Below are 25,955 nucleotides of genomic sequence, written 5' to 3'. Positions count from 1 at the left end.
CATGACCACACTGGAGGCCGCGGCCGACGCGGCGCGGGACAACCTCACCGCGCTGGAATCGGAAGCCATCCACATCTTCCGCGAGGTCGCGGGCGAGTTCGATCGCCCCGTGATCCTCTTCTCCGGCGGCAAGGACTCGACGTTGCTGCTGCACCTGGCGATCAAGGCCTTCTGGCCCGCGCCGGTGCCGTTCCCGTTGCTGCACGTGGACACGGGACACAACTTCGAGGAGGTCATCGACTTCCGCGACCGCGTGGTCGAGAAGTACGGGCTGCGGCTGGTCGTCGCGCACGTGCAGGACTGGATCGACGACGGGCGGCTCACGGAGCGCCCCGACGGCACCCGCAACCCGCTGCAGACGCAGCCGTTGCTGGACACCATCACCGAGCACAAGTTCGACGCCGTCTTCGGCGGCGGCCGCAGGGACGAGGAGCGCGCCCGCGCCAAGGAGCGCATCTTCAGCCTGCGCAACGCCTTCGGCCAATGGGAGCCGCGCAGGCAGCGGCCCGAGTTGTGGAACCTCTACAACGGCAGGCACCGCCCCGGTGAGCACGTGCGCGTGTTCCCGCTCTCGAACTGGACCGAGGCGGACGTCTGGAACTACATCGCGCGCGAGGAGGTCGACCTTCCCTCGATCTACTACGCCCACCAGCGCAAGGTGTACCGCCGCGACGGCATGTGGCTCACCGAGGGACCGTGGGGCGGCCCGCGCGAGGACGAGACGGTCGAGGAGCTGACGGTGCGCTACCGCACCGTGGGTGACGGTTCCTGCACCGGCGCGGTCGAGTCCACCGCGTCCACTGTGGAGGACGTGATCGCCGAGGTGCAGGCCAGCAGGCTGACCGAGCGCGGCGCCACCAGAGCGGACGACCGGCTGTCCGAGGCCGCCATGGAGGACCGCAAGCGGGAGGGGTACTTCTAGCCATGAGCTCTTTGCTGAGGCTCGCCACGGCAGGCAGCGTCGACGACGGCAAGTCGACGCTGGTCGGCCGTCTGCTCTACGACACGAAGTCGGTTCTCGCCGACCAGCTGGACGCCGTGCAGCGCGCCAGCGTCGACCGCGGTCTGTCCACTCCGGACCTCTCGCTGCTGGTGGACGGCCTGCGTTCCGAGCGGGAGCAGGGCATCACCATCGACGTGGCGTACCGCTACTTCGCGACCCCGAAGCGCAGCTTCGTGCTCGCCGACACGCCCGGCCACGTCCAGTACACCCGCAACACCGTCACCGGCGCGTCCACGGCACAGCTCGCCGTGCTGCTGGTGGACGCCCGCAAGGGCGTGGTGGAGCAGACCAGGCGCCACGCCGCCGTGCTCGCGCTGCTGGGCGTACCGCGGCTGGTGCTCGCGGTGAACAAGGTCGACCTCATCGGCTACGACGAGGCCGCCTTCACGGTCATCGCCAAGGAGTTCGCCACGCACGCGGCGTCGCTGGGCTACGCCGAGGGTTCCGTCCTCACGATCCCCGTGTCGGCGCTGGTCGGCGACAACGTGGCCACGAGCTCGGAGAACACGCCCTGGTACACCGGCCCGACGTTGCTCGAGCACCTGGAGACCGTGCCGGTCGCGCCCGACCCGCACGAGGCGCCGTTCCGGTTGCCCGTGCAGTACGTGATCCGGCCGCGCACGCCCGAGTACCCGGACTACCGCGGCTATGCGGGCCAGATCGCGGCGGGCACGGTGCGTCCCGGCGACGAGGTCGTCGTGCTGCCGAGGGGCCTGCGCACCACCGTCGAGAGCGTCGGCACGGCGGACGGGCAGCTCGACGAGGCGGGAGCGGGCAGCTCGGTGACCGTGCTGCTCGCCGACGACCTGGACATCGCGCGCGGTGACCTGATCGCCTCGGCCGCCGACCGGCCCGAGGTGACCGACGAGTTCACCGCCGCGCTGTGCTGGCTGTCGACCAAGTCGCTCCAGCCCGGCGCGCGCGTGCTCGTCAAGCACGGGGCACGCACGGTGCAGGCGCTCGTCGAGGAGCTCAACTCGCGCTTCGACGAGCAGACCCTGTCCACTGTGGAGGGACCGGATTCGCTGGAGCTCAACGAGATCGGCAGCGTCCGGCTGCGGCTGTCGGAGGAGATCCCGGTGGACGACTACGCGGCGAGCGCCCGCACGGGCGCGTTCCTCGTGATCGACCCGAAGGACGGCGACACTCTCGCCGCGGGCCTCGTCGGCGAGCGCTTCAGCGCGCTGGGCGGTTCGGAGCAGTAGTGAGCCAGGCGCCACTCGTCGTGGTCGCGCACGGTAGCCGTGACCCCCGGTCCGCGGCCACCGTGCGCGCACTCGGCGACGTCGTGCGGGCGACAGCGCCCGGCCTCGACGTGCGCGTGGCGTTTCTCGACCTCTCCGAGCCGTCGGTGCCCGACGTGCTCACCACCCTGCACGCCGAGGGACACCGGCACGTCGTCGCGGTGCCCCTGCTGCTCGGCCGCGCCTTCCACGCGCGGGTCGATCTGCCCGGCATCGTCGACGACGTCACCTCCCGGCTGCCCCGGCTGCGGGTCTCGGTCGCCGACGTGCTCGGCGCTGACCCGCTGCTCGAGGCCGTCGCTCTGGACCGGCTGCGCGCCACCGGCGCCGACCTCGCCGATCCGGAGCTGGGCGTGGTGCTCTCCGCGGTCGGTTCCTCGCACGGCCCGGCCAACGACGTCGTCGCCCGCGTGGCCGAGCGCTGGCAGGCCTCCCACGAGTGCCTCGTCGCGCCCGCGTTCGCCAGCGCCACCAAGCCCGACGTGCCCGCCGCGATCGCCAAGCTGCGGGCCCGCGGCGCCCGGCACTTCGCGGTCGCGTCGTGGTTCTTCGCGCCCGGCCTGCTGCCCGACCGCATCCGCGACCTCGCCCGGGCCGCCGCACCCGGCTCCCCCGTCGCCGCCCCGCTCGGCCCGGAGCCGCGCGTGGCGCAGGTCGTGCTCGAGCGCTACGCCGACGCGGTCTCGGCGACCCTGCGTTCGGCCTGACGTCCGCGCCACGGCGTGTGCGAAGGTGTCGGCATGGCTGACGAACTCGTGCACTACGACGTGACGGGTGGGGTCGCGACGATCACGCTCGACTCCCCGCACAACCGCAACGCGCTGTCCGCGCAACTCCGCCGCGAGCTGAGCGACGGACTGGAGCGAGCCATCGCCGACGACGCGGTGCGGGTGGTCGTGCTCACCCACACCGGTTCCGTGTTCTGCGCGGGGATGGACCTCAAGGAAGCCCGCGGCGCGGGCTCGTCGGACCAGGGCGTCAACGAGTTCCCCGCGATCCTCGAGCGCATCTGGACCAGCCCCAAGCCCGTGGTGGCGCGGCTGGCCGGACCCGCGAGGGCCGGCGGCGTCGGCATCGTCGCGGCGGCCGACATCGCGGTGGCCTCCGACAACGCGACCTTCGCCTTCAGTGAGGTCCGCCTCGGACTGATCCCGGCGATCATCTCGGTGACGGTGCTGCCGAGGCTCACGCCACGCGCGGCCCACGAGCTGTTCCTCACCGGCGACGTCTTCGACGCCGAGCGTGCCGCCGTGATCGGGCTGATCAACGCGGCCGTGCCCGCCGAGGAACTGGACGCGACCGTCGAGCGCTACGTCCGCTCGCTCGCCCACGGCGGCCCCGTCGCACTCGCCTCGACGAAGGAACTGCTGCAGGGCGAGAGCGGCCGGGAGATGCCGAAGGCGTTCGCGGAGATGCTCGCCACGTCGTCCCGCTTCTTCGCGAGCGAGGAGGGCCAGGAGGGCATCACGGCGTTCGGCGAGAAGCGCAAGCCCAGCTGGGTCCCCGAGGCCTGAGGCGGCCGCGGCGGCGGGTCAGTCCGCCAGCACCACCGTCAGGGTGCGGCTGTCGCGACGCTCGCCGCCGGGCGCCAGCGCGCGCTGGGCGTCGGAGAGCACGCTGTGCACCGCGAGGTAGGAGCGCGGGTCGGCCTGCTTGAGCACGTCGGAGGCGACCCAGATCAGCACGTGCTCACCGGAGGGCAGCCAGCCCAGGTCGGTGAGGCAGTCGTAGAGCGCGTCGAGGTTGCGGCCGAAGTAGTCCGGGAACGACAGCGCGACGGCGATCGCGTCGATCGTGCCCGCCTTGTCCGCGTGAGCACTGCCGTCGAGCACGTGGGTGAACGCACCCCGGGAACGTGCCTGGTCGGTGACGGCCTGGACGTCAGGGCGAGGCGGGGTGCTCATCGCCTCGGGTCCACGACGAGGAACGACGCGTAGTGGTCTCCGGTGAAGTACAACTCGGTGCCGTCGCCGGTGACGAGCCTGCGGGCGCCGCGGTCCTCGCTGCCCGGCGTGTCGACCGTGTACTCGTGGTAGTAACCGGATGGCTTCTCAGGCAACAATTTCTCCCTATTGCCGAATGTCGTGCCGTCTTTTGCGGGATACGGGAAGGGTCCGCCCTGCTCGATGAGCTGCCAGGTCTGCTCCGCCTCGGGCGGCAGGCTCGACAGCGACACCACCTCGAGGCCCGAGTCCGCGCCCGGCAGGCTACCTGGGCCGTTCGGCGGATCGTCAACCGCCATCACGTCCCTGATCAGCCAGCCACCGAGCACGAGCACGATGAGTCCGACCAGCGCCACACTGATGCGCCTGCGGGAGAACACCCACGCCTCCCTAGGACGTTCTGTCCGCGCCCCGCGCCGAGTGCGCGCGGCCGCGGAACTTGCGGACGCGGTCGGCGACCGCGTCGACACCCCGGTGGATCAGCCAGGCCAGCCCGAAACACAGCGGCACCAGCACGACCATCACCAGGACGAACTGCACGGGAAACCACTGCTGTGCGAGCCACAGCTCGAGGCTGTCCCACCAGCTGGCCACTCCGTCGAACACAACGGAGAGCCTACGCCAGGTACTTTGACGCCATGTTCGCCGTCTATGCCAAAGAAGCCAACCCCGACGAACCGCTCGCCTCGCTGGTCGTGGGCGAACGACCCGACCCCGAGGTCCCCGACGGCTGGGTGAAGGTCTCGGTCAAAGCGGCCAGCCTGAACATGCACGACCTCTGGACGTTGCGCGGCGTGGGGATCAAGCAGGAGCAGTTCCCCATGATCCTCGGCTGCGACGGGGCGGGCGTGCTGGACGACGGCACCGAGGTGGTCATCCACTCGGTGGTCAACGACGAGTCGTGGCGCGGCGACGACACGCTCGACCCCAAACGGACCCTGCTCACGGAGAAGCACCAGGGCACCTTCGCCGACTCGGTGATCGTGCCCGCGCGCAACGTGCTGCCGAAGCCGGCAGGGCTGTCGTTCGCCGAGGCGGCGACGATGGGCACGGCGTGGCTGACGGCGTATCGGATGCTGTTCGTGAAGTCCGGACTGCGGCCGGGGCAGACGTTCCTCGTCCAGGGCGCCTCCGGCGGTGTGTCGACCGCCCTGGTCCAGCTGGGCCGCGCCGCGGGCTTCCGCGTGTGGGTCACCGGCCGCACCGACGAGAAGCGCGAACTCGCCGAGCGGCTCGGCGCCCACCAGACCTTCGAACCGGGCGCGCGGCTGCCCGAGCGGGTCGACGCGGTGTTCGAGACGGTCGGCAAGGCCACGTGGGCGCACTCGATGAAGTCGCTCAAGCCCGGCGGCATCATCGTGGTCTGCGGCTCCACCAGCGGACCCGATCCGAGCGCCGACCTGCAGCGCCTGTTCTTCCTGCAGCTGCGCGTCGAAGGCTCCACGATGGGCACCCGCGACGAGCTGGGCGACCTCCTCTCCTACACCGACCTCGCCGGGATCCGGCCCCAGATCGGTGCCGAGTTGCCGTTCGAGGAGGCCGAGGCCGGCTTCTCGGACATGCAGCAAGGTGCTACCGCGGGAAAGATCGTGTTTGTTCGTTAGTTTCCCATCAGTCGGCTGACCTGGGCATACATCCCACCGACACTGCGCCTTTACGGGTTCGTGTCCACGAAATGGGGCACGAAATTCCGTGTTCTGGTTAACCTGAAAGCATGATCGCAGCGCGGCGAACGGCTTCACCGGAAACGGTGGGACCCGACGCGCCCGGCCCGGAGATCCGGGGCGGGTACCGGCGCTTCGCCGGTTTCCGCACGCGGGTGCTGGAGGTCGGGCCCCGGCTGGTGGAGACCGGTGGCCGCAAGCGGCGGCGGCGCACGACCGCGAAGCCCGCTGGCCCCCGCATCGTGCTGCTGCACGGCTACTGCGACAGCGCCGACACGTGGCGCCCTGTCCTCGAGGAGCTCGCCGAGGCCGGACTGTCGGCGATGGCCGTCGACCTGCCCGGATTCGGCGAGGCCACTCCCCTGCGTCCCGGCGCGATGCTGCCCCAGCTCGACGCGTTCACGGCCGCCGTGATCAGGGAGCAGTCGGCGCTGGGCAGCGTCGTGCTCGTCGGCAACTCGCTGGGCGGCACGATGAGCCTGCGGGCCGCCCAGAACCACCGCCTGCCCGTGGACGGCGTCGTCTCGATCGCCGCTCCCGGCTTCGTCGACTCGTGGCTGATCCGGACCGTCGCGAAGTACCCGCTGGCGCTGCGCCTGTGCGCGTCGCTGCCGTTGCCGGTTCCCGGCTTCGTCGTCCGCTCCATCGCCCAGCAGGTGGTACCCCGGCTGCTCTACGCCGACCTGCGGATGGCCGACGCCGTGCACGTCCGCCGCTTCCTCGACCTGTTCCCCGACTACGACTCCACCACCAGCAGGCTCGCCGAGGCCCGCAGGCTGGTCTCCGAGCTCGAGTCGGCCTACCAGCTCGACCGCGTCACCACGCCGCTGCTGGTCGTCGCCTGCGGCAAGGACCGGCTGGTGAGCGCGGCGTCGGGACGGCAGCTGCACGCCCTCGTGCCGCACAGCAGGCTGCTGGAGCGCGAGGACTGGGGGCACTGCCCGCAGCTCGACGACCCGCGATCGGTCGCCGAGGTGCTCACCTACTTCGCGCAGGGCGCCCGTCGCGACAAGCCCGAGCGCGCGCCGCTGCCTCCCGCCGCGACCGGCGCCGCGGGCTGACCTGCCGGTTCAGGCGAACCGGTTCGCACTGCGGGCCAGCGCGGTCTCGGCCTCGGCGCGCAGCGTCTCGATGATCTCGGCGGCGGGTGCCTCACCGGCCAGCGCGTAGGTCTGGCCCGCCCACAGCGACATCCCCTCGGCGTCACCGGCGGCGCCCGCCGCCGCCCTGATCGGCTTGGTGAGGTTGTTCACCTGCGGGTAGGCCGCGGGCACGGCACCCGAGTGCTCGCGCAGGAAACGGTTGACCAGGCCGCGCGCGGGCCTGCCGCTGAACGCGCGAGTGAACGCGGTGGCCCTGTCCGCCTCGGCCAGCGCGCGCCGCTGCGTGGCGTTGGTGCCCGCCTCGTCCGCGCGCAGGAACGCGGTGCCCAGCTGGGCCGCGACGGCGCCAGCGGTGACCACGGCCGCCACGTCGGCGCCGTGGACGAGACCACCGGCGGCGACCAGCGGCAGGTCCGTCTCCACCGAGACGAGCCGCAGCGCGGCGAGTAGACCGTGCGCCTCACCGCCCTCGGGCCGCCCGGGGTCGTCGGTGAACACGCCGCGGTGACCGCCCGCTTCGAAACCCTGCACGCACAACGCGTCCGCACCCGCGGCCGTCGCGTGCCGGGCCTCCTCGGGCGTGGTGACGGTGACGACCACCGTGGTGCCCGCCTCGTGCAGCCGCTCGATGTCGGGCTCCTGCGGGACGCCGAAGGTGAACGACACCACGGGCACGCGGTACTCCACCAGCAGATCCAGCTTGGCGCCGTACCCGTCGTCGTCCCACTGCGCGGCACCGGCCGCGACGCCGTAGCCCTCGGCCTCGGCACGCATCCGCTCGACGTAGGGCCGCGCGTCCACAATGGCGCGAATGCCGGGCACGAAGAGGTTCACGCCCAGCGAGTCACCGCAGAGCTCCCTGGTCTTGTCGATCTGGTCCGCGAGCGCGGCGGCACCGAGGTATCCACCCGCCAGGAAACCGAATGCTCCCGCGTGCGAAGCCGCGGCGACGAGCTCCGGTGTGGACGGGCCACCGGCCATCGGAGCCACGACCACCGGGACACGCAAGCTGTCGAACATGGGCCAAGCCTACGAAGGCCTCGATCGCGGCTCTGACGCGCCCGGCTTCTGTGATTGTTACCGGCGGGTGAGAAACAACTTCACGGACATGACCATCGGGTAAATGCCTGTCACCCACGCAGGCGACCTCGCGTTTCATGATCGAAAATCGTCCGTAAACCGCCTTGTTAGCCCTTTTGGCCGAGTGCAAGCTGCTCTCGACGCGAGCGACGTTCGCGTCCAACCGAGAGGGAAGAGGACAGCATGACCGAAAACCAGGTGGCCACCCGGAGCACGGCGAAGCGCTGGACCCTGCGGGGGATCGCGGTGAGCGCGCTGATCGTGCCGATGCTCGCCGTCGTGGGCGGCCAGGCTTCCGCGGCCGAGCTGACCCCGATCGCCGAGTACCTGGACGAGACGATCGCGGCCACGTCCGCGTCGCTGGTCGAGGCGCTCGCCGCCCTGCTCGGCGTCTGACCGGCAGCACCGCACGCACACCCTGGGCCGCGCGAGGAACTTCCTCGCGCGGCCCTGTGCCGTCTACGGTGAAGCGATGTCGGCCGACCTCGAACTCGTCCGCGGCCTCGCCCGTGCCGAGCACGGACTGGCGACGCTGGCCACCACGCGGCCCGACGGGACGGTGCACGCGTCCGTGGTCAACGCGGGCGTACTGGACGACCCGGTGTCCGGCACGCCCTCGGTGGCCGCCGTCCTGCTGGGCGGGGCGCACAAGCTCGCGCTGCTGCGCCGCAGCGGCCACGCGACGGTCGTCTTCCGGCGCGGCTGGCGGTGGGCGTCGGTTCAGGGGCCGACGCGGCTCATCGGACCGGACGACCCCGAGCCCGCGGTGCCCGCCGACCGGTTCGCCACGTTGCTGCGTGAGATCTTCACCGCAGCAGGCGGCACGCACGACGACTGGAACGAGTACGACCGCGTCATGGCGGCGGAGCGCCGCACCGCCCTGTTCGTGGAGCCCGCGCGGATCACGAGCCCCTAGGCGGATCAGGAGAGGCGTCGGTCGCCCGGCCGCGGAGCGGGAACCGGTGGAGAACCGTGAACGCCAGCCCGGTTTCGGTGAAACAGATCTCGTCGACTCGCACGCTCGCCCCGACCGGTGCGCGCAGCTCCTGGGCGCAGGCCTCGCCGTGGTGCGATGTCCGCGGATGCGCCACGGTCAGGTGCGGCGGGAAGTCGACGGCGCGAAACGGTGCGGCGAGCAGCGTTTCGCGCAGGCGCGCCCAGCCGCCCTCCACATCCAGCAGTCCGAGGAACGTGCCTCCCTCGCGGGTGAATGACTGTGCCAGCGTCAGGTGAAACGGCGGCTGGTGCTCCGCCACTGCCGCCATCCTGTCGAGGAGCAGCCGTTCGTCGGTGACCTCCTCCGGGTAGCTGAGGGTCACGTGGGGCGGAGCCACCGCGGCCATGACGGGGTCCCAGCGGTGGCGGGCCACGTCGACCTCCTCGGCGACCGTGCCGCCGACGAGAGCGCACAGGTGCCGCCGAGGCCCGGTACGTACCGCCTCGATCAGCCCCCGATACGACGGGTCCGCCAGCGTCAGAGACTCCGTGTCGGCGGGCGCGAACCAGGCGATCGAGTCGTGTTCGTCGGGAGCGGCGTTGACCACGGTGCCGGTCCACTCGCGCACCACCCGGATCTCCACGACGACATCGTCGGTGTGGAGCTCGATGCGGGGTGCCGAGCTCAGAGTCCGTTGTCCGACGGTGATTCCCAGCTCCTCACGCAGCTCCCGGATCAGTGCGGTCGCCGGGTGCTCGCCGTCCTCGACGTGACCGCCGGGCAGATCCCACACGTCCGGATGCCACGCACGCCGGGATGACCGGTGTGCGAGCAGGACCCGCCCCTCGTGCACCAGCAGGGCCGCCACGCACCGGTGGGGCTTCCGCTTCATGCGGGCTTCTCGTGCGTTGCCCGTCGTGCCAGGAACAACAGGATCACCGGCACCAGCAGCAACGGGAACCCCGAGGGCTCCAGCAGGAGGCAGCAGACGAGGGTCCAGACCGTGAGTCCTCCGAGGAGGTAACCCGGCACGAGCTCCTTCGCGCGGCCCATTCTGATGATCAGCAATCCCAGAAGCGCCATCGGTACCGCGCTGCTGCCGATCGACAGCCAGAAGTACGACTGCGACTGCGACAGCTCGGCTTCCAACGTCTCGACGCTCAGCAGGCCGCCGGTCAGCCAGTCGGTCAGGTGCCCGAGAGCCGCGGCCTGGACCACGAAGATGACCAGGTGCACCGATCCGATCAGCACCAGGCTCCGGCCAGCCCAGATCGTCTGCGTGGCGGCTCTGCTGCTGTGGTGCTCCGCTGCCGGCTTCCCGACGCCCGGTGCGTCTTGTCCTCTGTGCACAGTGCTCACCCCACGTTCCCTATCCCGAGCACGCCGCGCACGGCTCGCTCGCCGAGCTCGACATCGTGACCGGTCTTTCCGGCCAGCTGGATCGCCACCGCGTCCACCACCGTGAGGTAGGCGAGGGCGGTGCTGTCGGACGGCGGTCCGGGCGGAATCGTGCCGTCCGCCCGTCCCTTCTCCACGAGGCCGATGCATCGTTCCATCAGCTGGTCGCGCATCTGGCCGATCGCCGCGCCGATGGCGTGGTCGCCGGTCCGGAACTCGTTGCGCAACGTCAGCAGGGCCCGAGCGGCCTCGTGGCGGCAGTAGGAGATGGTCTCGCGCGCCATGATGAGCAGGGCCGAGACCGGATCGGGTTCCACCAGCGCGGCCTGGCCGACCTCGAGCTGCCAGTTCTCGTCGATCCAGTGCACCACCGCCAGCGCGAGCTCCTCCTTGCTCGCGAACTGGTGGTACAGCGCTCCGCGGGTGTAGCCGGCGCCCGTCGCGACGCTCTCCAGTGACAGACCGGCATAGCCGTGCTGGGCGAAGCCCGCCGCGGCCGACTTCAGCAAGGCGTGACGACTCTGTGTGCGCCGCTCAGCCTGAGTGCGACGGGTGTCGTCGTTGCGCGGGGGCATTGTCAGGTCTCCCTGTCTTCCGGGCGGTACTTCAGCCTGCTCATGCGGATGATCAGTGGAATAGCCAGCCGGTAAGGCAGGCGGAGCAGGCGGCCGCGGATTCTGGGGTGCCGCTCCTCGTGCTCGACCCGAGCGCGGAGATGTCGTCCGCGACCGGGATCCGGCAGCGTCGCGCAGACCTCGATCCTGGCCACGTGCTTGATGTTCTTGTACCCGTACTGGCCGGGCGTGACGAGCCGCAACGGCGCGCCGTGGGCGGGATCAAGCGGTGCGCCGTCGAGCCGGTCCGCGAGCAGGACGTCGTGCCCCAGCGCGTCGCGCAGATCGAGCGCGGCGACGACACCGTCCTGGCCGTGCACCACGATCCCCGCCGTCTGGCCGCGAGCGCAGCGAGGCTCCACGAAGGCCGCCCAGAACTGCCCGAACGAGAAGCCCGACCAGGTCAATGACGGAGAGCTCCAGCCCGCGACGCAGTGGAAGTCCGCGACCTGCTCGACGCGCGGAACGGCCTGTTCCAGACGGTGGACCGGGACCCGGAACTCATGCCCAGAGGGGAGAACTACGAGCACCTCGGGTGCACTCGCGACAGCCGGGGGACGCTTCCGGTGGTGGGAGAAGCGCGGGAAGTCCCGGCGGCGCCGCTGGCCAGGCGGAAGAGACGAGCTCGAACCGGGGCCGCCCGTGGCGGTGGTGTGGTGCGTTTTTCGGGAGCGTGACGACTTCGGCATACCGGCTCCTCATACATACATACTTGTATGAATGTAACACGGACGCCAAGGGCTGCGGCATCGGTTGTGTGAGATACCGGGCCCGCCGGTTCAGCGTCGCGCTTCGGCCGACTCGAGCACGGCGACCGAAGCGACCCGATCCATCATCAGAGCCGCGACGTCGCCGAACGCCGCGTCATCGAACACTGGCGTGCTCCCCCACGCCGTGATCACCTCGACCACGGCGCGGTCCCGACCCAGGGCGCTACTTCTTGCCCTTGCCCTTGTCGCCACCGCCGCTGTCCTCAGTGGACAGTGCCGCGACGAATGCCTCCTGCGGCACCTCCACCCGGCCGACGGTCTTCATGCGCTTCTTGCCTTCCTTCTGCTTCTCCAGCAGCTTGCGCTTACGCGAGATGTCGCCGCCGTAGCACTTGGCGAGCACGTCCTTGCGGATCGCGCGAATGGTCTCGCGCGCGATGATGCGCGAGCCGATCGCCGCCTGGATCGGCACCTCGAACTGCTGGCGCGGAATCAGCTCCCGCAGCCTCGTCGCCATCCGGTTTCCGTAGCTGTAGGCGGAATCCTTGTGCACGATCGCGGAGAACGCGTCCACCGCCTCGCCCTGCAGCAGGATGTCCACCTTGACCAGCTCGGAAGCCTGCTCGCCCGACTCCTCGTAGTCGAGCGAGGCATAGCCGCGGGTGCGCGACTTCAGCGAGTCGAAGAAGTCGAAGATGATCTCGGCCAACGGCAGCTGGTACCGCAGCTCCACGCGGTCCTCGGACAGGTAGTCCATGCCGAGCAGCTGTCCGCGCTTGCCCTGGCACAGCTCCATGATGGCGCCGATGAACTCGGACGGGGCGATCACGGTGACCTTGCTGATCGGCTCGTGCACCTCGGCGATCTTGCCCCCGGTCGGCCAGTCCGACGGGTTGGTGACCACGAGCTCCGTGCCGTCCTCCAGGAAGACCTGGTACACGACGTTGGGCGCCGTGGAGATCAGCTCGAGGCCGAACTCCCGCTCCAGCCGGTCGCGCGTGATCTCCAGGTGCAGCAGGCCGAGGAAGCCGCAGCGGAAGCCGAACCCGAGCGCAACCGACGTCTCGGGCTCGTAGCTCAGGGCGGCGTCGTTGAGTCGCAGCTTGTCCAGCGCCTCGCGCAGGTCCGGGTAGTCGGAGCCGTCCATCGGGTACAGGCCCGAGAAGACCATCGGCTGTGGCTCGCGGTAGCCGGCGAGCGGCTCGGGCGCACCGCGGCGCTCCGAGGTGACCGTGTCACCGACCTTCGACTGGCGGACGTCCTTCACCCCGGTGATGAGGTAGCCCACCTCGCCGACGCCGAGTCCCTTGGTGGCCTTCGGTTCCGGCGAGATGATGCCGACCTCGAGCAGTTCGTGCGTGGCGCCCGTCGACATCATCTTGATCCGCTCGCGCGGCGAGATCTTGCCGTCGACGACCCTGATGTAGGTGACCACACCGCGGTAGGTGTCGTAGACGGAGTCGAAGATGAGCGCCCGCGCCGGACCATCGCCGTCACCCACCGGCGCCGGCACCTGGCGCACGACCTCGTCGATCAGGTCGCTGACGCCCTCGCCCGTCTTCGCCGACACCCGCAGCACGTCGGAGGGCTGGCAGCCGATGATGTTGGCCAGCTCCGCCGAGTACTTGTCAGGATCCGCGGCGGGCAGATCGATCTTGTTGAGGACCGGGATGATGTGCAGGTCCTTCTCGAGCGCGAGGTAGAGGTTCGCCAGCGTCTGCGCCTCGATGCCCTGCGCGGCGTCGACCAGCAGGATCGCGCCCTCACACGCCTCGAGCGCCCGGGAGACCTCGTAGGTGAAGTCCACGTGGCCCGGGGTGTCGATGAGGTGCAGCACGTGGTCCTGGTCCCCGAGCCGCCACGGCAGCCGCACGTTCTGCGCCTTGATCGTGATGCCGCGCTCGCGCTCGATGTCCATGCGGTCGAGGTACTGGGCGCGCATGGCCCGTTCCTCGACCACGCCGGTGAGCTGCAGCATCCGGTCGGCCAGGGTGGACTTGCCGTGGTCGATGTGGGCGATGATGCAGAAGTTCCGGATGTGCTCCGGCGGCGTGAACGTGGCGTCGGCGGACGGGCGTGTCTGTGTCACTCGTTACCTCAGGTCGCTCGCGGGTGGCGTCCTCCATGTTCCCATGCCGCCACACCGACATTTCCGGGTCATCCCCGATGCGAGCCTCGCTCGCTCCGTGCTGACCTCGAAATATGAGTTCTGTAGTCGACGAAGCACTGGACAGGGCATTCGGTCATCCCCGCGGTCTGCTGGGCAGACTCGGCGGGGCCCTGATGGCCCACGGCAACGCCGCGACCGAACGGCACGTCGTGGAGGTGGCGAAACCCGGCGACCAGGAGACCGTGCTGGTGCTCGGTCCCGGCCCGGGTGTCGGGCTCGCCGAGGCCGCCGGGCGCGCCCGGCTCGCCGTCGGTGTCGATCCGTCCGACGAGATGCTGGAGCTGTGCCGACAGCGGTGTGCCGACGCGGTGCGCGCGGGGTCCGTCGTGCTGCGCGCCGGCACGGCCGCGGCGACCGGTCAGCCCGAGACGTCGATGGACGTCGTGCTCAGCGTCAACAACGTGCAGCTCTGGGGCGACCGGGGCGCGGCGTTCGCGGAGCTGCTGCGCGTGCTGCGCCCCGGAGGCAGGCTCGTGCTCTCCGCGCACGAGAAGTGGCTGCCCGTGGCCAGGCACGACCTCGCCGCGGAACTGGAGGCGGCCGGCTTCACCGATCTGCAGACGTGGGTCTGGGATCCGCCCGGCCCCATCGCCGCCCGCGCCGCGCAGCTGCGCGCCTGGCGGCCGCTACCGCACTGAACAACCGTCCCGAACTACGGGCGGACGTCCACGCGCAGCGGATGGTCGGACGGGACCTCGACCAGCACGATCCGCGTGCCGTCCGGGTCGGCGATCGACGCCTCGTCGAGCCCCCACGGCTCCCGCCGCGGCCCGCGCTCCGGCTCGACGCCCTTCTCGCGCAGGTCCGCGAGAGTGGCCGCGAGGTCCCTGACCTGCAGCCACAGCGCGACGTCAGGCCCCGGCCCCGTGCTGCCCCTGCCGACGACCTCGAGGAATCCCCCGCCAAGGAAGAACACCGTGCCGCCGGGGAACTCGCGATAGACCGCCAGCCCGAGCGTGTCGCGGTAGAAGGCCGTCGTCACGTCCGGATCCCGGGGATGAACCAGCACCCTGCTGCTCAGCACGTCCATGACCACACCGTCTCACGCCACCCCGCGGACCGGCGCGACGAGCCTGACCAGCGACGAGTGGCCCACCTGGCCGGAGCCCGGACATGGTGCGTTGTTATGCTTTCCCGTCGTTGCCGTGTGGCGTTCCGCCAGGGAGGAAGCCCGGTGAGTCACCGGGGCCACGACAACGCGGCAACGACATCCCGCCGAACGATGTGAGGAGAGCCCCCGTGGCCAACATCAAGTCCCAGGTCAAGCGCATCACGACCAACGAGAAGGCGCGTCAGCGCAACCAGTCGGTCAAGTCGGCGGTGAAGACCGCGGTCCGCAAGTTCCGCGAGGCTGCTGACTCCGGCGACAAGGACAAGGCCGTCGAGATGCAGCGTGCCGCCGCGCGCAGCCTGGACAAGGCTGTGAGCAAGGGCGTGCTCCACAAGAACCAGGCCGCGAACAAGAAGTCCGCGATGGCCCAGCGCGCCAACAAGCTCTGACCCAGCGGACGAGCTTTCGCGAAGCCCCCGGTCGACCACGGTCGCCGGGGGCTTCGTCGTGTCAGGGATCGTGCAGGAGTTGGGTCCGGGTCGTGTCAGGGGTCGTGTCGGCCCGGATCGCGTCGGTCCGGATCGTGTCGGCCCGGGTCGTGCCGGTCCTCGTCGCGCGGGCCCGGATCGCGTCGATCCGCGTCCCGCCGGGTCCGCGTCGTACCGGGTCCGCGTCGTGCAGGTCCGGGTCGGTGCCGAGTCAGAGTCGGTCCGTCAGTTGATCGGTTGGCTCGGTTGGTCGGCCCGACGGTCCATCGGTCGGTCCGACTCGGTCCGCCGGACCGAGTGTTGGTCGGTCCGACTTGGTCCCTCGGTCCGTCAATTGGCCGGTCAGACTTGGTCCGTCAGTCCGCTCGTTGACCAGTCCGACTCGGTCCGTCAGACCGTCAGCTGGTCGGCCGCCGGTCCACGCCGATGCGCGGCTGGCGGCGCGAACGGAGCCGTCGCGACCACGCGTTCGGGGTCAGCGGCGTTCCTTGGCCGCGATGAGATCGAGCACGGCCCGTTCGATCGCGTAGTCCGGATCGGCCGCCGCGCCCTTCACCTCGGCGTTGACCCTGGCGACGATGCGCATGGCCTCCGCCAGCGAGGTTCCGTTCCAGCCACGCGACTGCCCCTGCGCCTTGCGGATCTTCCACGGCGGCATGCCGAGCTCGCCGGCCATCTGGTTCGGGTTGCCCCGGCCCGCCGCCGACACCCGGGCGATCGTGCGGATCGCATCGGCCAGCGCGTCGGCCACCAGCACATGTGGCACACCGATCTGCTGGGACCAGCGCACCGATTCGAGCGCGGCGGCCCGGTCTCCCGCCACGGCCTTCTCGGCGACCATGAAGCCGGTGACGTCAGCGCGGCCGCGGTGGTAGCGGCGCACGGCGTCCTCGTCGACCTTGCCGCCCGAGTCGGCCACGAGCTGCGCCGCGGCGGCCGAGAGCTCCCGCAGATCGGAACCCACGGAGTCGATGAGCGCGACCACGCCTGCCGCGTCGATCCGGCCACCCGCGGTGCGAACCTCGTTGCGCACGAACGCTTCGCGCTCGGCGGGCTTGGTGATCTTGTCGCACTCGGTGACGGTGGCGCCAGCCTTCTTCAGCGTCGCGGGCAGAGCCTTGGCCGCCTTGCTGCGTCCGCCGCCGGTGTGGACCACCACGAGCGCGATGCCGTCCGCGGGCATGGCCACGTAGGACATGACCGCGTCGGAGATCTCCTGCGAGACGTCCTGCGCGCTCTCCAGCACGATCACGCGCCCCTCGCTGAACAGGGAGGGGCTGACGAGCTCGGCGAGCTGCGGGGCTGTGAGTTCGGACACCCGCACCCGGGTCAGCTCGGCGGTGGCGTCGACCTTCCGCGCGGAGTCGAGCACGGCGCGCACCGCGCGCTCGACGAGCAGTTCCTCATCGCCGAGCACGAGGTGCAGTGGCTCTGGTGCGGTGGCTGACGCGGTCACGACGACGATCCTGCCACGGTGACCCAACCCGCACAGCCATGGCACGATCTGATCCTCATGACGTACGCTTCGAAGCGACGTCAGGCGGATTTCCGCCGACCGACAACCGAATACCGCTCATCCAGAGGGGCAGAGGGAACGGCCCGTTGAAGCCCCGGCAACCGGCGTCAGCCTGTCATCTCGATTCCGCGAGGTAGCTGACGAACACGGTGCCAATTCCGACCCGCGTCAGTGGGACAGATGAGGAAAGGACCTCGCGATGACTGCAGCGCTCGAAACCACCAAGTCCGTTGACCTCGGTCCGGCCGTCGAGCTCGTGTCCAAGGAAGAGGGCCACCGCCAGCCGCTGGCTCCGGAGTTCGTCTCCCCCGAGGACTTCTCGCCGCTCGAGGTGGCCTACGACTTCGGCAAGGTGCGCAGGGAGGACATCGAGTCCGGCCCGCGCAACATCTGGCGCTACAAGAAGCTGCTTCCGGTCCCCTCCAACGTCGAGGAGACCCCCAACACCGAGCCGGGCTGTACGAGGCTGGTGCGTGCCGACCGGCTGGCGAAGGCCCTCGGGGTCAAGCGCATCTGGGTCAAGGACGACACCGGCAACCCGACGCACTCGTTCAAGGACCGCGTGGTCGCCGTCGCGCTCGCCGCGGCCCGCGAGTTCGGTTTCGACACGCTGGCCTGCCCCTCGACGGGCAACCTCGCCAACGCCGTCGCCGCTGCCGCCGCCAGGGCGGGCTGGCAGTCGGTCGTGCTGATCCCCTCCTCCCTCGAGCGCGCCAAGATCCTCACCACGGCCGTCTACGACGGCTCGCTGATCGCCGTCGACGGCAACTACGACGACGTCAACCGGCTCGCGACCCAACTCGCCTCCGAGCACGAGTCGTGGGCGTTCGTGAACGTCAACGTGCGGCCCTACTACTCCGAGGGCTCCAAGACCCTCGCCTTCGAAGTCGCCGAGCAGCTCGGCTGGCGGCGGCCTGAGCAGATCGTCGTCCCGATCGCGTCGGGCTCCCAGCTGACCAAGGTCGACAAGGGCTTCCGCGAGCTGGGCCAGCTCGGCCTGGTGGACGAGTCGCCGTACAAGATCTTCGGCGCCCAGGCCACCGGCTGCTCCCCCGTGTCCACCGCCTTCCGCAACGGCCACGACGTGGTCCAGCCGGTGAAGCCCGACACCATCGCCCGCTCGCTCGCGATCGGCAACCCTGCCGACGGTCCGTACGTGCTCGACACCGTCAACCGCACGGGCGGCGCGATCGAGGACGTCTCCGACGAGGAGGTCGTCGAGGGCATCCGTCTGCTGGCGCGCACCGAGGGCATCTTCACCGAGACCGCCGGCGGTGTCACCGTGGCGACCGCGAAGAAGCTCATCGAGGCTGGCAAGCTCGACCCGGACGCCGAGACGGTCCTGCTCATCACCGGCGACGGTCTGAAGACGCTCGACGCCGTCGAGGGCAAGATCGGTCCGAAGGCCACCGTGCCCCCGTCCGCCGACGCGGTGCGGAAGGTCCTCGGCTACTGAGCCGGAGCCGGTGATCCGCGGCGGTCTTGCCCGTCGCGGATCACAGCGCGTGCCCGCCCGCGACCTGCAGCACCTGGCCGGTGACCCAGCGGGCCTGCCGGGACGCCAGGAACACCACGCCATCGGCGATGTCTCCGGGTTCGCCGACACGCCGCAACGGAACCAGATCGCTCACCTGCGCTTCCATGGCGTCGTCCATCCAGCCCGTCTGCACTGGCCCCGGCGCCACGGCGTTGACCCGGATCCCGGTGGGTCCCAGGTCGAGCGCTGTGGCCCGCGTCAGCCCGTCCAGCGCGGCCTTGGACGTGCCGTAGCCGATCTGGCCGGGGAAGGCCCTGGCCGCATCCGTCGAGATGTTGACGACGCACGGCGCGGGCCGCTCCGGCCGGTGGCGGCGGGCGAGCTCGCTGATCAACAGTGCTGGCGCCACCGCGTTGACCCGGTAGTGCCGTTCCAGCCCTTCGGCGGTGAGCTCCCCGATGCTGTCGGGTGTCTCGCAGTGCGCGGCGTTGTTCACCAGCACGTCCACGGGCCCGAGCCTGTCCTCGACGGCATCGAGCAATCGTGAGGCCGCGTCCGGCGCCGCGAGATCGGCCGCGACGCTGACCGCTCCCGTCAGTTCGTCGGCCAAACTCCGCGCCGCCTCGGCGTGCGGGGTCACATGTGCCCATCGGGCCCGCCCGGGCGGTTCCCGCTCCCCTGCATGGTGGTGCACCGCCACGCGCGCGCCCTGTGCGGCGAAGGCCCGGCTGATCGCCTCACCGATGCCACCGCTGCCCCCAGTGACGAGTACGACCTTCCCCGCGAGTCCGGTATCGATCATCGGGCCAGCGTGTCGGGTGCGCCGAAACCCCGGCAACCGAATTAGCGCCACGGCGGATCCCTCATGTCGACGGTCCTCTCCGCACCACGGCCGGCACTCCCCCGTCGGGAACCACGGCGGTGTCTCCGCCGGTGTCGGTACGGGCCACCAGCGCTCCTCCTCTCGTCAGGACGCTCAGCGTCGTGTCGTTGGGGTGTCCGTAGCTGTTGTCGGCGCCGACGCTCACCAGAGCCACCCGCGGCGCCACGGCACTCATGAACGGCGGAAGCGAGTAGCGCGAGCCGTGGTGCGGGACCTTCAGGATCTCGGCGCTCAGGTCCGTGTCCGCGTTGAGCAGATCGCTCTGCGCGGCGAGCTCGACATCGCCGGTCAGCAGCACGCGCCCGGCCGCGGTGTTCGCGCGCACCACCAGCGAGTTGTTGTTGATCTCCGTGCCTTCCTCCAGATCTCCCGAGTCGGGCGCCGCGTACCGCGGCCCGATCACCTCCAAACGCAATGACGGCCAGTCCAGCCGCTCACCCAGTCCGAGCTCGACGAGCGGAATCCCGCGCGTGGACGTCTCCGCCGCGACCTCCCGCCACGCCCAGCGCGGCGAACGGCCAGGACCGACGGCGACCGCACCTACCGCACGCCCTTCCAGTACCGACGCGAGCCCGCCGACGTGGTCGGCGTGGAGATGACTCAGGACCACCAGCGGAACCCGGTCCACACCCAGCCGCTCGAGGCAACGGTCGAGCGGCCCCGGCTCGGGTCCGGCGTCGACCACCACCGCACGTCCCGGCTCGCCGGTCGCGAGCACGAGACCGTCCCCCTGACCCACGTCACACGCCACGACAGCCCAGTCGTCCGGCGGCCAGGACGGCGAGACCACCTGCACCGGCACCAGCACCACCAGCAGGGCCACCAGAGTCAACGCCAGTGCGATCCGCGCTTGCCGGTACCGCAGCGCCAGGACCAGCAAGCCCGCCACACCGGCGGCGAGCAACCCTCCCCACCAGCCCGCCGGCCACGACACCACCGCACCCGGCAGCCCAGCGGCCTCGCGCGCCACGAACACCAGCCAGCTCACGCCGGGACCGGCGACCTGCACCAACACCTCCGCGGCCGCGGGCCAGGGACCGGCCAGCACCGCGGCGACCACTCCGAGCACCGTCACCGGCGCGACCACGGGTGCGGCCAGCAGGTTCGCGACCACCGACACGAGGCTGACCTCGCCCGCCATTCCAGCGATGATCGGCGCGGTGACTACGAAGGCCGCGACCGGGATCGCGAGCCCCTCGGCCACGCCGGCGGGCACTCGTCGGCGGGTCATCGCCTCGGACCACCTCGGCGCCAGCAGCACCAGACCGGCCGTGGCGACCACCGACAGCGCGAAGCCCATGCTCACGGCCATCGCGGGGTCATAGAGAACCAGTGCGCACACCGCCGCCGCGAGTGCCGGCATCGCGGAACGCTGTCTGCCCAGCACGAGTGCGAGCAGACCCACGGCACCCATGACACCGGCGCGCAGGACGCTCGGCTCGTACCCGACCAGCGTCACGTAGCCCACCAGCGCCGCACCGGCGACGATCGCCGAGAGCCGGGGCCCAGCCCGCAGCGCCCGGGCGACCAGCAGCACCGCGCCACAGATGATCGCCACGTTGGAACCGCTGACAGCAGTGAGATGTGACAGCCCCGCGTCCAAGAACTCCTGCTCCACCCGCTCCGGCAGGGCACTGGTATCGCCCACGACGAGCCCGGGAAGCAGCCCCGCCGGCTCGTCGGAGAGCACCCCGCAGACGGTGCGCAAGGCAGCCCTGATCGACTCGGCGCCCACCTGCCACCACGGCGCGTCCCCGGTGTCCTCGGGCGGACCGCGCACGTAGGTGACGGCGACCGTCAGCTCACCCGACCGTGCGGGTGCGAGCACACCCGACGCGGTGACCTCCTGCCCCGGCAACAGCTCGGACCACCCAGCGAACGGCGCGATGAGCAGCACTCGGCCGGTCGAGGCCACGGATCGTTCGTGCACGGTCGCGGAGAGAACGTCCACGGGGACGAGGACCGACCGCGCTCCCCCACGCTGGTCGGCGTAGCCCGCCGAGCGCAATGCCCGCGGCCGCTCCCCGACGACAGCGCGGACGGTGACAGAGCTCCCCTGCCGAGCCTCCTCCCGCAGCGGGTCGTGCTCCGCCGACGACAACCGGATGGCCTGCGGCCCCACGGTCAGCAGGCCGCACACCGCGAGCGCCCCCGCGGCGGCCAGCCGCCGGTCCGGCACCGGCCCGGCGCGGCTACGGACACACCTCCGGGCCACAACCGCGGCGACGACGAGCCCCACCGCACCGAACAGCACACACGCCCACCAGCCCCACAGCAGCCCGCACAGCGCCGACGACCACACCACCACCGCCGCCGGTACCAGCCGCAGGTCCTGACGGCGCGCCACGCCAGAGGACTCGCCCTGCAGCCAGGTGGTCATCCGAGCCGCACCTGGTCACGCAGCTCCTCGAACCGCTTCTCACCGATGCCATCGACCTCACGCAGTTGCTCTACCGCGCTGAACCGGCCGTGCTCCTCACGCCAGTCGAGAATGCGCTGCGCCGTGACCTCGCCGACCCCGTCGAGACTCTCCAGCTCGTCCTGCCCCGCCGCGTTCAGATCGACCTTCGCCTCGGCCTGGCCGCCCGGGGCACCGGGTGCGTCGGCCGGAGCCTCGGGAGCCTGCATTCCCGGCGGCGCGGGAACACCCACGTAGAGCTGCTCCCCGTCGACCAGCCGCCGGGCCAGATTGACGGTCAGCAGATCGGCGTCCCGGTGGGCACCGCCCGCCTTCTCGATGGCATCGGCGACCCTGGCGTCCGGCGGGACGGTGATGAGGCCGGGCTCGGCGACCTTGCCGACGACGCTGACGACCAGTGGTTCGGCGCTCTGCTCACTGGTCGGCGCGGGCGAGGGCGCAGAGGTGGCGGCCGTCTGCGCCACCGGTAGCGGCGGCGGCTGCTCCGGCTCGGGACGGCCGCCCAGCACGAACACGGCCAGGCCGGCCGCGACCGCCACTCCCGCCAGGGCAGTGACGACCGCGATCCTGCGCTGCCTCCGGGGTGGCGCGTTCGCCAACCCGGACGGCAGCCATCGCTCGACAAGGCGGCCGGTCTTACCCGGGGACGCGGCGCCGGACTCCGGCTGCGGAGTCTGCTCATCGCTGACCTGCGCGGCCAGCTGGGCCAGCCGCACCTTCGACGCACCCGGCTGCGGGCGCAGCTCGGGTTCTGGCTGGGGTTCCGCGTCGCCGGAACCAGGCTTCGCTTGGTCGAACACATATTCGACGCTAGGGAGGACGAGCCGACCGGAGCAGTGGAAACTGCCAGGGCTGTGGATTACCCGGGTGATGTGGACAAGTCAGGCCGGACGCTGGACGACCACTCCGAGCACGCCGGGGCCCGTGTGCGCTCCGATCACGGCGCCCAACTCGGACACGACGCACCCGCGGGAGCGCGGCAGCCGCTCCTCCAGCCGCGTCGCCAGCTCGGCCGCGCGCTCCGGCGAGGCCAGATGGTGCACGGCGAGCTCGATCTCGGTGTCTTTGGCCGCCTGCACCGCGAGGTCGACGAGCCGGCCCATGGCCCTGTTCATGGTGCGCACCTTCTCGAGCGGGGTGATCTCCCCACCGTCCATCCGCAGCACCGGTTTGACGGCGAGCGCGGTACCCAACAGCGCGGCCGCGGGCCCGATCCGGCCGCCCCTGCGGAGGTACTCGAGCGTCTCCACCACGAACAACGTCTCCGACCGCTCCGCCGCCTGGACGGCGGCGGCCTCGACCTCCTCGCCCCGCGCGCCGTTGGCCGCCGCGGCGGCCGCGTGCAGCGCCGCGAACCCCAGTCCCATCGCGGTGGTGCGCGAATCCACGACGCGCACCCGGTCAGGCCCCACTTCCTGCGCCGCGATGACCGCGGACTCCCACGTGCCGGACAGCCGTTTCGACAGGTGGACGGACACGACGGTGTCGGCGCCGTCGTCGAGCGCGGCCCGGAACGCGGCTGCGAACGCGGACGGAGTGGGCCGGGACGTGGTCACGATGCGGCGCTGCCCCAGGGCTTCTGCCAGCACCACGGGACCGACATCGACACCGTCGAGCGCGGCGACCCCGTCGACGAGCACGTGGAGCGGGACCACCCGGATCCCATGCCTCTCGGCGAACCCTTCCGGCAGATGAGCAGTGGAGTCCGTGACAACGGCGACCGGCACGAGCGCCAGCCTACGTTCCCGTCCGCCCCGTGGCGGGGGTCGCCGCGCCAGCATCGGGCACCAATGGCGCGATCAGCGCCGCCATGGCCTTGCCGACCGCCTCGTGCCCGTCCCAGCCCCAGTGCATGCCGTCGGTATTGCCCTGTCCGCCGAGCACGTGCTGGCCGACGACGGCGGGCAGATCGAGCAGCGGCACGTCGTCGCGGCGGCCCCACGCCGCGATCTCCTCGGCCGTCTCGTCGCGCGCGGTGTGCACGTAGCCGTAGGACGGCGCCCGGTGCACCGACGGCAGCCAGCCGACGATGGGCAGCGAGGAACGCAGCACCCGCAGCGCGGACGCGGAAGTGGCCAGGTACTGCCCGGTCAGCCGCGGTGGCAGCACGGCGGGCTTGCCGTTGAACGCGACCGCGAGCCTCGGCTGGGCCGCGAGATAGGCGTTGCGGACCACCCGGCGCACGCCGTCTGGCCGCAGGTAGCGCAATCCGGTCCGCAGGTAGGTCGGCAGCGGCGAGGGCAACGAGTCCATACTGCCGATCGCGAGCACGACCACGTCGGCGCGATGCAGGTCCGCCCACACCCTCGGGTCACCGGTGAGCGACCACCAGACGTCCCGTGCCGTCCAGCCGATACCGGCGACGAGCTCCGCGCTGCCGCCGAGTTCCCGCGCCGCCACGTTGGGCCACAGCCGCGGCTCGTCGGACGGATATCCCCCATCGGGGCCGTGAAAGCTCAGCGAGTCGCCGAACACCAGCAGCCGGGGCGAGGTCATGACTAGCCGGTCATGCCCGCGTTGTACGCGTGGAGCCGCCAGACGTCGTCGCGCCGGACGAGCTCGACCCAGTGGCAGTTCGAGATGCCGCCGAGCGAGGGCCACAGCGAAACGGGCAACCCCAGCAGGTGTGCCGTGACCGCGACGATCAGCCCACCGTGGGCGGCCAGCAGCACCGTCTGGTGACCGTCGTCCGAGCGCAGGAGGTCGTTGACGACCTCGCCCGCCCGTTCGGCCACGTCGATGCGCGACTCACCGCCGGGAGGCGCCCACGTGGCGTCGGTGCGCCAGCGGTCGCGTTCTCCCGGTGCCTTCTCGTCGACCTCGGCGCCGGTGAGGCCCTGCCAGTCGCCAAGGTGCGTCTCGCGCAGGCGCTTGTCGATGCGCAGCGGCACGCCGATGGCGTCGGTGAGCACGGTGGCCGTGTCGGTCGCGCGGCGCAGGTCGGAGGCGATGACCAGGTCGGGCTCGAAGCGCGCCAGAGCGGGCGCGGCGAACCGCGCCTGGTTCCAGCCGACCTCGGTCAGCGCGGAGTCGATGTGACCCTGCATCCGGCCTGCCGCGTTGTAATCGGTCTCCCCGTGCCGCCACAGCACGAGCCGTCGCAGGCTCACGGCGTACCCGGTTCCTCGGTGGCCGCGTTCGCCGCACTCTCCTCGAGGCCCTCGACCTCGATGCGGGGGCAGTCCTTCCACAGTCGCTCGAGCCCGTAGAACGAACGCTCGTCGGCGTGCTGCACGTGGATCACGACATCGACGTAGTCGAGCAGTACCCAGCGCCCTTCCCTGGCGCCTTCCCTGCGGACCGGCTTGTGCCCGGTCAGCCGCAGCTTCTCCTCGACGTTGTCGACGATGGCGCCGACCTGGCGCTCGTTGGGTGCCGACGCGATGACGAACGCATCGGTGATGACGAGCTGCTCGGAGACGTCGAGCACGACCACGTCGGTCGCCTTCTTGTCCGCCGCCGCGTGCGCGGCCGCGGTCGCGAGGTCTCGTGCTTCGGCCGTCGCTGTCACGGTGCTCCTTCGGGATCGAACGTGCGTCCGCAGAAGCGTACCCGGAGCCGCCGACGGACCCGTCAGTCCCGGTACAGCCTGCGTTTATCGATATACCGGACAACGCCGTCGGGCACGAGGTACCAGACCGGCTCGCCCGCCTTGACCCGTTCACGGCAGCCGGTGGAGGAGATCGCCATGGCGGTGACCTCCACGAGACTGACCTTTCCCTTGGGCAGGTGGTGGTCGTCGAGGTGGTAGCCGGGCCGGGTGACGCCGATGAAGTGCGCGTATGTGAACACCTCGTCCGCGTCGCGCCAGGTCAGGATCTGTTCGAGCGCGTCGGCTCCGGTGATGAAGAACAGCTCGTCGTCGGGGTACTCGTGCTGCAGGTCGCGCAGCGTGTCGACCGTGAACGTCTGACCGCTGCGGTCGATGTCCACTCTGCTCACGGAGAAGACCGGGTTGGAGGCGGTGGCGATCACCGTCATCAGGTACCGGTCCTCGGCTTTGGAGACGACGCGGTCGGCCTTCTGCCAGGGCTGGCCCGTGGGCACGAAGATGACCTCGTCGAGCTCGAATCGGGACTGGACCTCGCTGGCGGCGACGAGGTGACCGTGGTGCACGGGGTCGAATGTTCCACCCATGACACCGATGCGGCGTGGCGACATGAAAACCCACCCTATACGGCCTGGTGAGACGCGCCGCGAGGGTCGGGCCGTCCCACTCCCCGTGTCGGGGCCGACCCTCGCGGCACGTACCGGT

31 protein-coding genes and 1 riboswitch are annotated in these 25,955 nt (G+C 70.9%); of the genes, 11 read left to right on the top strand and 20 right to left on the bottom strand.

The genetic code is table 11. From position 1 onward, the window contains the following. Position 1 precedes the first annotated feature (1 nt). From cysD to JHE00_RS19245, 4 genes are read left to right on the top strand one after another with little or no spacing between them, the layout of a single operon-like run. Positions 2-922, top strand: a complete 921-nt coding sequence (gene cysD / locus JHE00_RS19260; RefSeq protein ID WP_200319950.1) for a sulfate adenylyltransferase subunit CysD — start codon at positions 2-4, stop codon at positions 920-922. A 2-nt stretch (positions 923-924) separates the two neighbouring features. Next, entirely contained in the window at positions 925-2,208 is a 1,284-nt protein-coding gene (locus JHE00_RS19255) for a sulfate adenylyltransferase subunit 1 (RefSeq protein ID WP_200319947.1), read from the top strand. After that, positions 2,208-2,954 carry a sirohydrochlorin chelatase gene (locus tag JHE00_RS19250; protein ID WP_200319945.1) on the top strand — a complete coding sequence of 249 codons (747 nt, stop codon included), beginning with the start codon at positions 2,208-2,210 and terminating at the stop codon, positions 2,952-2,954. The genes JHE00_RS19255 and JHE00_RS19250 overlap by 1 nt, the downstream gene beginning before the upstream one ends. 33 nt (positions 2,955-2,987) lie before the next feature. Further along, positions 2,988-3,761 carry an enoyl-CoA hydratase family protein gene (locus JHE00_RS19245; RefSeq protein ID WP_200319943.1) on the top strand — a complete coding sequence of 258 codons (774 nt, stop codon included), beginning with the start codon at positions 2,988-2,990 and terminating at the stop codon, positions 3,759-3,761. Positions 3,762-3,779: 18 nt separating this feature from the next. On the opposite strand, the gene JHE00_RS19240 is transcribed toward JHE00_RS19245, so the two are convergent. From JHE00_RS19240 to JHE00_RS19230, 3 genes are read right to left on the bottom strand one after another with little or no spacing between them, the layout of a single operon-like run. Next, on the bottom strand, positions 3,780-4,151 hold the full coding sequence (locus JHE00_RS19240) for a barstar family protein (RefSeq protein ID WP_200319941.1): 372 nt from the start codon (positions 4,149-4,151) through the stop codon (positions 3,780-3,782). Further along, positions 4,148-4,570: a guanyl-specific ribonuclease gene (locus tag JHE00_RS19235; RefSeq protein ID WP_200319938.1), complete on the bottom strand. Its 423-nt coding sequence runs from the start codon at positions 4,568-4,570 to the stop codon at positions 4,148-4,150. The genes JHE00_RS19240 and JHE00_RS19235 overlap by 4 nt, the downstream gene beginning before the upstream one ends. 10 nt (positions 4,571-4,580) lie before the next feature. Beyond that, positions 4,581-4,796, bottom strand: a complete 216-nt coding sequence (locus tag JHE00_RS19230; protein ID WP_200319936.1) for a hypothetical protein — start codon at positions 4,794-4,796, stop codon at positions 4,581-4,583. Positions 4,797-4,828: 32 nt separating this feature from the next. Here JHE00_RS19230 and JHE00_RS19225 point away from each other — a divergent pair, with 32 nt between their 5' ends. Beyond that, a complete protein-coding gene (locus JHE00_RS19225) occupies positions 4,829-5,794 on the top strand; it encodes a zinc-binding dehydrogenase (RefSeq protein ID WP_200319934.1) in 966 nt (321 codons plus the stop codon). A gap of 110 nt (positions 5,795-5,904) precedes the next feature. Beyond that, positions 5,905-6,915 carry an alpha/beta fold hydrolase gene (locus tag JHE00_RS19220; RefSeq protein WP_200319932.1) on the top strand — a complete coding sequence of 337 codons (1,011 nt, stop codon included), beginning with the start codon at positions 5,905-5,907 and terminating at the stop codon, positions 6,913-6,915. Positions 6,916-6,924: 9 nt separating this feature from the next. Here JHE00_RS19220 and JHE00_RS19215 read toward each other — a convergent pair whose 3' ends face one another. Next, the gene (locus tag JHE00_RS19215; protein WP_200319930.1) at positions 6,925-7,977 is read right to left on the bottom strand and encodes a nitronate monooxygenase; all 1,053 of its coding nucleotides are present in this window, start codon (positions 7,975-7,977) and stop codon (positions 6,925-6,927) included. A 243-nt stretch (positions 7,978-8,220) separates the two neighbouring features. Here JHE00_RS19215 and JHE00_RS19210 point away from each other — a divergent pair, with 243 nt between their 5' ends. Continuing rightward, positions 8,221-8,433: a hypothetical protein gene (locus tag JHE00_RS19210; protein WP_200319928.1), complete on the top strand. Its 213-nt coding sequence runs from the start codon at positions 8,221-8,223 to the stop codon at positions 8,431-8,433. Positions 8,434-8,509: 76 nt separating this feature from the next. Further along, on the top strand, positions 8,510-8,953 hold the full coding sequence (locus JHE00_RS19205; protein WP_200319926.1) for a pyridoxamine 5'-phosphate oxidase family protein: 444 nt from the start codon (positions 8,510-8,512) through the stop codon (positions 8,951-8,953). Here JHE00_RS19205 and JHE00_RS19200 read toward each other — a convergent pair. The 6 genes from JHE00_RS19200 to lepA form a co-directional block, all read right to left on the bottom strand. Then, positions 8,940-9,866: an NUDIX domain-containing protein gene (locus tag JHE00_RS19200; protein ID WP_200319924.1), complete on the bottom strand. Its 927-nt coding sequence runs from the start codon at positions 9,864-9,866 to the stop codon at positions 8,940-8,942. The two genes, JHE00_RS19205 and JHE00_RS19200, sit on opposite strands and share 14 nt — an antisense overlap. Further along, a complete protein-coding gene (locus tag JHE00_RS19195; protein ID WP_200319922.1) occupies positions 9,863-10,333 on the bottom strand; it encodes a DUF6463 family protein in 471 nt (156 codons plus the stop codon). The genes JHE00_RS19200 and JHE00_RS19195 overlap by 4 nt, the downstream gene beginning before the upstream one ends. After that, positions 10,330-10,947, bottom strand: a complete 618-nt coding sequence (locus tag JHE00_RS19190; RefSeq protein ID WP_200319920.1) for a TetR/AcrR family transcriptional regulator — start codon at positions 10,945-10,947, stop codon at positions 10,330-10,332. Before JHE00_RS19190 ends, JHE00_RS19195 begins: the two co-directional genes overlap by 4 nt. Positions 10,948-10,949: 2 nt before the next feature. Continuing rightward, positions 10,950-11,675 carry a molybdopterin-dependent oxidoreductase gene (locus JHE00_RS19185; protein ID WP_200319918.1) on the bottom strand — a complete coding sequence of 242 codons (726 nt, stop codon included), beginning with the start codon at positions 11,673-11,675 and terminating at the stop codon, positions 10,950-10,952. A 90-nt stretch (positions 11,676-11,765) separates the two neighbouring features. Next, positions 11,766-11,897 carry a hypothetical protein gene (locus JHE00_RS35600; protein ID WP_268958318.1) on the bottom strand — a complete coding sequence of 44 codons (132 nt, stop codon included), beginning with the start codon at positions 11,895-11,897 and terminating at the stop codon, positions 11,766-11,768. Positions 11,898-11,919: 22 nt separating this feature from the next. Further along, positions 11,920-13,785 carry a translation elongation factor 4 gene (gene lepA / locus JHE00_RS19180; protein WP_200319916.1) on the bottom strand — a complete coding sequence of 622 codons (1,866 nt, stop codon included), beginning with the start codon at positions 13,783-13,785 and terminating at the stop codon, positions 11,920-11,922. 113 nt (positions 13,786-13,898) lie between these two features. Between lepA and JHE00_RS19175 the strand changes: the two genes are divergently transcribed. Further along, entirely contained in the window at positions 13,899-14,504 is a 606-nt protein-coding gene (locus tag JHE00_RS19175; protein ID WP_200319914.1) for a class I SAM-dependent methyltransferase, read from the top strand. Positions 14,505-14,518: 14 nt separating this feature from the next. Here the strand turns inward: JHE00_RS19175 and JHE00_RS19170 are convergent, their stop codons facing one another. Continuing rightward, positions 14,519-14,896, bottom strand: coding sequence for a VOC family protein (locus JHE00_RS19170; protein WP_200319912.1), 378 nt, complete (start codon positions 14,894-14,896; stop codon positions 14,519-14,521). Between the two features lie 209 nt (positions 14,897-15,105). On the opposite strand from JHE00_RS19170, the gene rpsT reads away from it, so the two are divergent. After that, positions 15,106-15,366: a 30S ribosomal protein S20 gene (rpsT, locus tag JHE00_RS19165; protein WP_200319910.1), complete on the top strand. Its 261-nt coding sequence runs from the start codon at positions 15,106-15,108 to the stop codon at positions 15,364-15,366. A 514-nt stretch (positions 15,367-15,880) separates the two neighbouring features. Here rpsT and holA read toward each other — a convergent pair. Beyond that, positions 15,881-16,861, bottom strand: a complete 981-nt coding sequence (holA, locus tag JHE00_RS19160; RefSeq protein WP_200319908.1) for a DNA polymerase III subunit delta — start codon at positions 16,859-16,861, stop codon at positions 15,881-15,883. Positions 16,862-16,975: 114 nt separating this feature from the next. Next, a riboswitch (SAM riboswitch) is annotated at positions 16,976-17,108 on the top strand. 12 nt (positions 17,109-17,120) lie between these two features. On the opposite strand from holA, the gene thrC reads away from it, so the two are divergent. Next, complete coding sequence (thrC, locus tag JHE00_RS19155; RefSeq protein WP_200319905.1) at positions 17,121-18,377, top strand: threonine synthase; 1,257 nt, start codon at positions 17,121-17,123, stop codon at positions 18,375-18,377. Between the two features lie 40 nt (positions 18,378-18,417). Here thrC and JHE00_RS19150 read toward each other — a convergent pair whose 3' ends face one another. From JHE00_RS19150 to nadD, 8 genes are all read right to left on the bottom strand, one after another. Further along, a complete protein-coding gene (locus JHE00_RS19150) occupies positions 18,418-19,200 on the bottom strand; it encodes an SDR family NAD(P)-dependent oxidoreductase (protein ID WP_200319903.1) in 783 nt (260 codons plus the stop codon). 61 nt (positions 19,201-19,261) lie between these two features. Beyond that, positions 19,262-21,661, bottom strand: coding sequence for a ComEC/Rec2 family competence protein (locus tag JHE00_RS19145; RefSeq protein WP_200319901.1), 2,400 nt, complete (start codon positions 21,659-21,661; stop codon positions 19,262-19,264). Continuing rightward, positions 21,658-22,500, bottom strand: a complete 843-nt coding sequence (locus JHE00_RS19140) for a helix-hairpin-helix domain-containing protein (RefSeq protein WP_307832016.1) — start codon at positions 22,498-22,500, stop codon at positions 21,658-21,660. Before JHE00_RS19140 ends, JHE00_RS19145 begins: the two co-directional genes overlap by 4 nt. 81 nt (positions 22,501-22,581) lie before the next feature. Continuing rightward, entirely contained in the window at positions 22,582-23,427 is an 846-nt protein-coding gene (locus JHE00_RS19135) for a DegV family protein (RefSeq protein WP_200319899.1), read from the bottom strand. A gap of 10 nt (positions 23,428-23,437) precedes the next feature. Beyond that, the gene (gene octT / locus JHE00_RS19130; RefSeq protein WP_200319897.1) at positions 23,438-24,196 is read right to left on the bottom strand and encodes a diglucosylglycerate octanoyltransferase; all 759 of its coding nucleotides are present in this window, start codon (positions 24,194-24,196) and stop codon (positions 23,438-23,440) included. A gap of 2 nt (positions 24,197-24,198) precedes the next feature. Then, a complete protein-coding gene (locus JHE00_RS19125; protein WP_200319895.1) occupies positions 24,199-24,810 on the bottom strand; it encodes a histidine phosphatase family protein in 612 nt (203 codons plus the stop codon). Continuing rightward, positions 24,807-25,211: a ribosome silencing factor gene (gene rsfS / locus JHE00_RS19120; RefSeq protein ID WP_200319893.1), complete on the bottom strand. Its 405-nt coding sequence runs from the start codon at positions 25,209-25,211 to the stop codon at positions 24,807-24,809. Before rsfS ends, JHE00_RS19125 begins: the two co-directional genes overlap by 4 nt. 62 nt (positions 25,212-25,273) lie before the next feature. Then, positions 25,274-25,861 (bottom strand): nicotinate-nucleotide adenylyltransferase, encoded by a 588-nt coding sequence (gene nadD / locus JHE00_RS19115; protein ID WP_200319891.1) that lies wholly within the window; start codon positions 25,859-25,861, stop codon positions 25,274-25,276. Between the last annotated feature and the right edge of the window lie 94 nt (positions 25,862-25,955).

This window comes from Prauserella cavernicola, assembly GCF_016595675.1.
Lineage (GTDB): Bacteria > Actinomycetota > Actinomycetes > Mycobacteriales > Pseudonocardiaceae > Prauserella_A > Prauserella_A cavernicola.
This window is presented reverse-complemented; position numbering and strand designations above follow the sequence as displayed.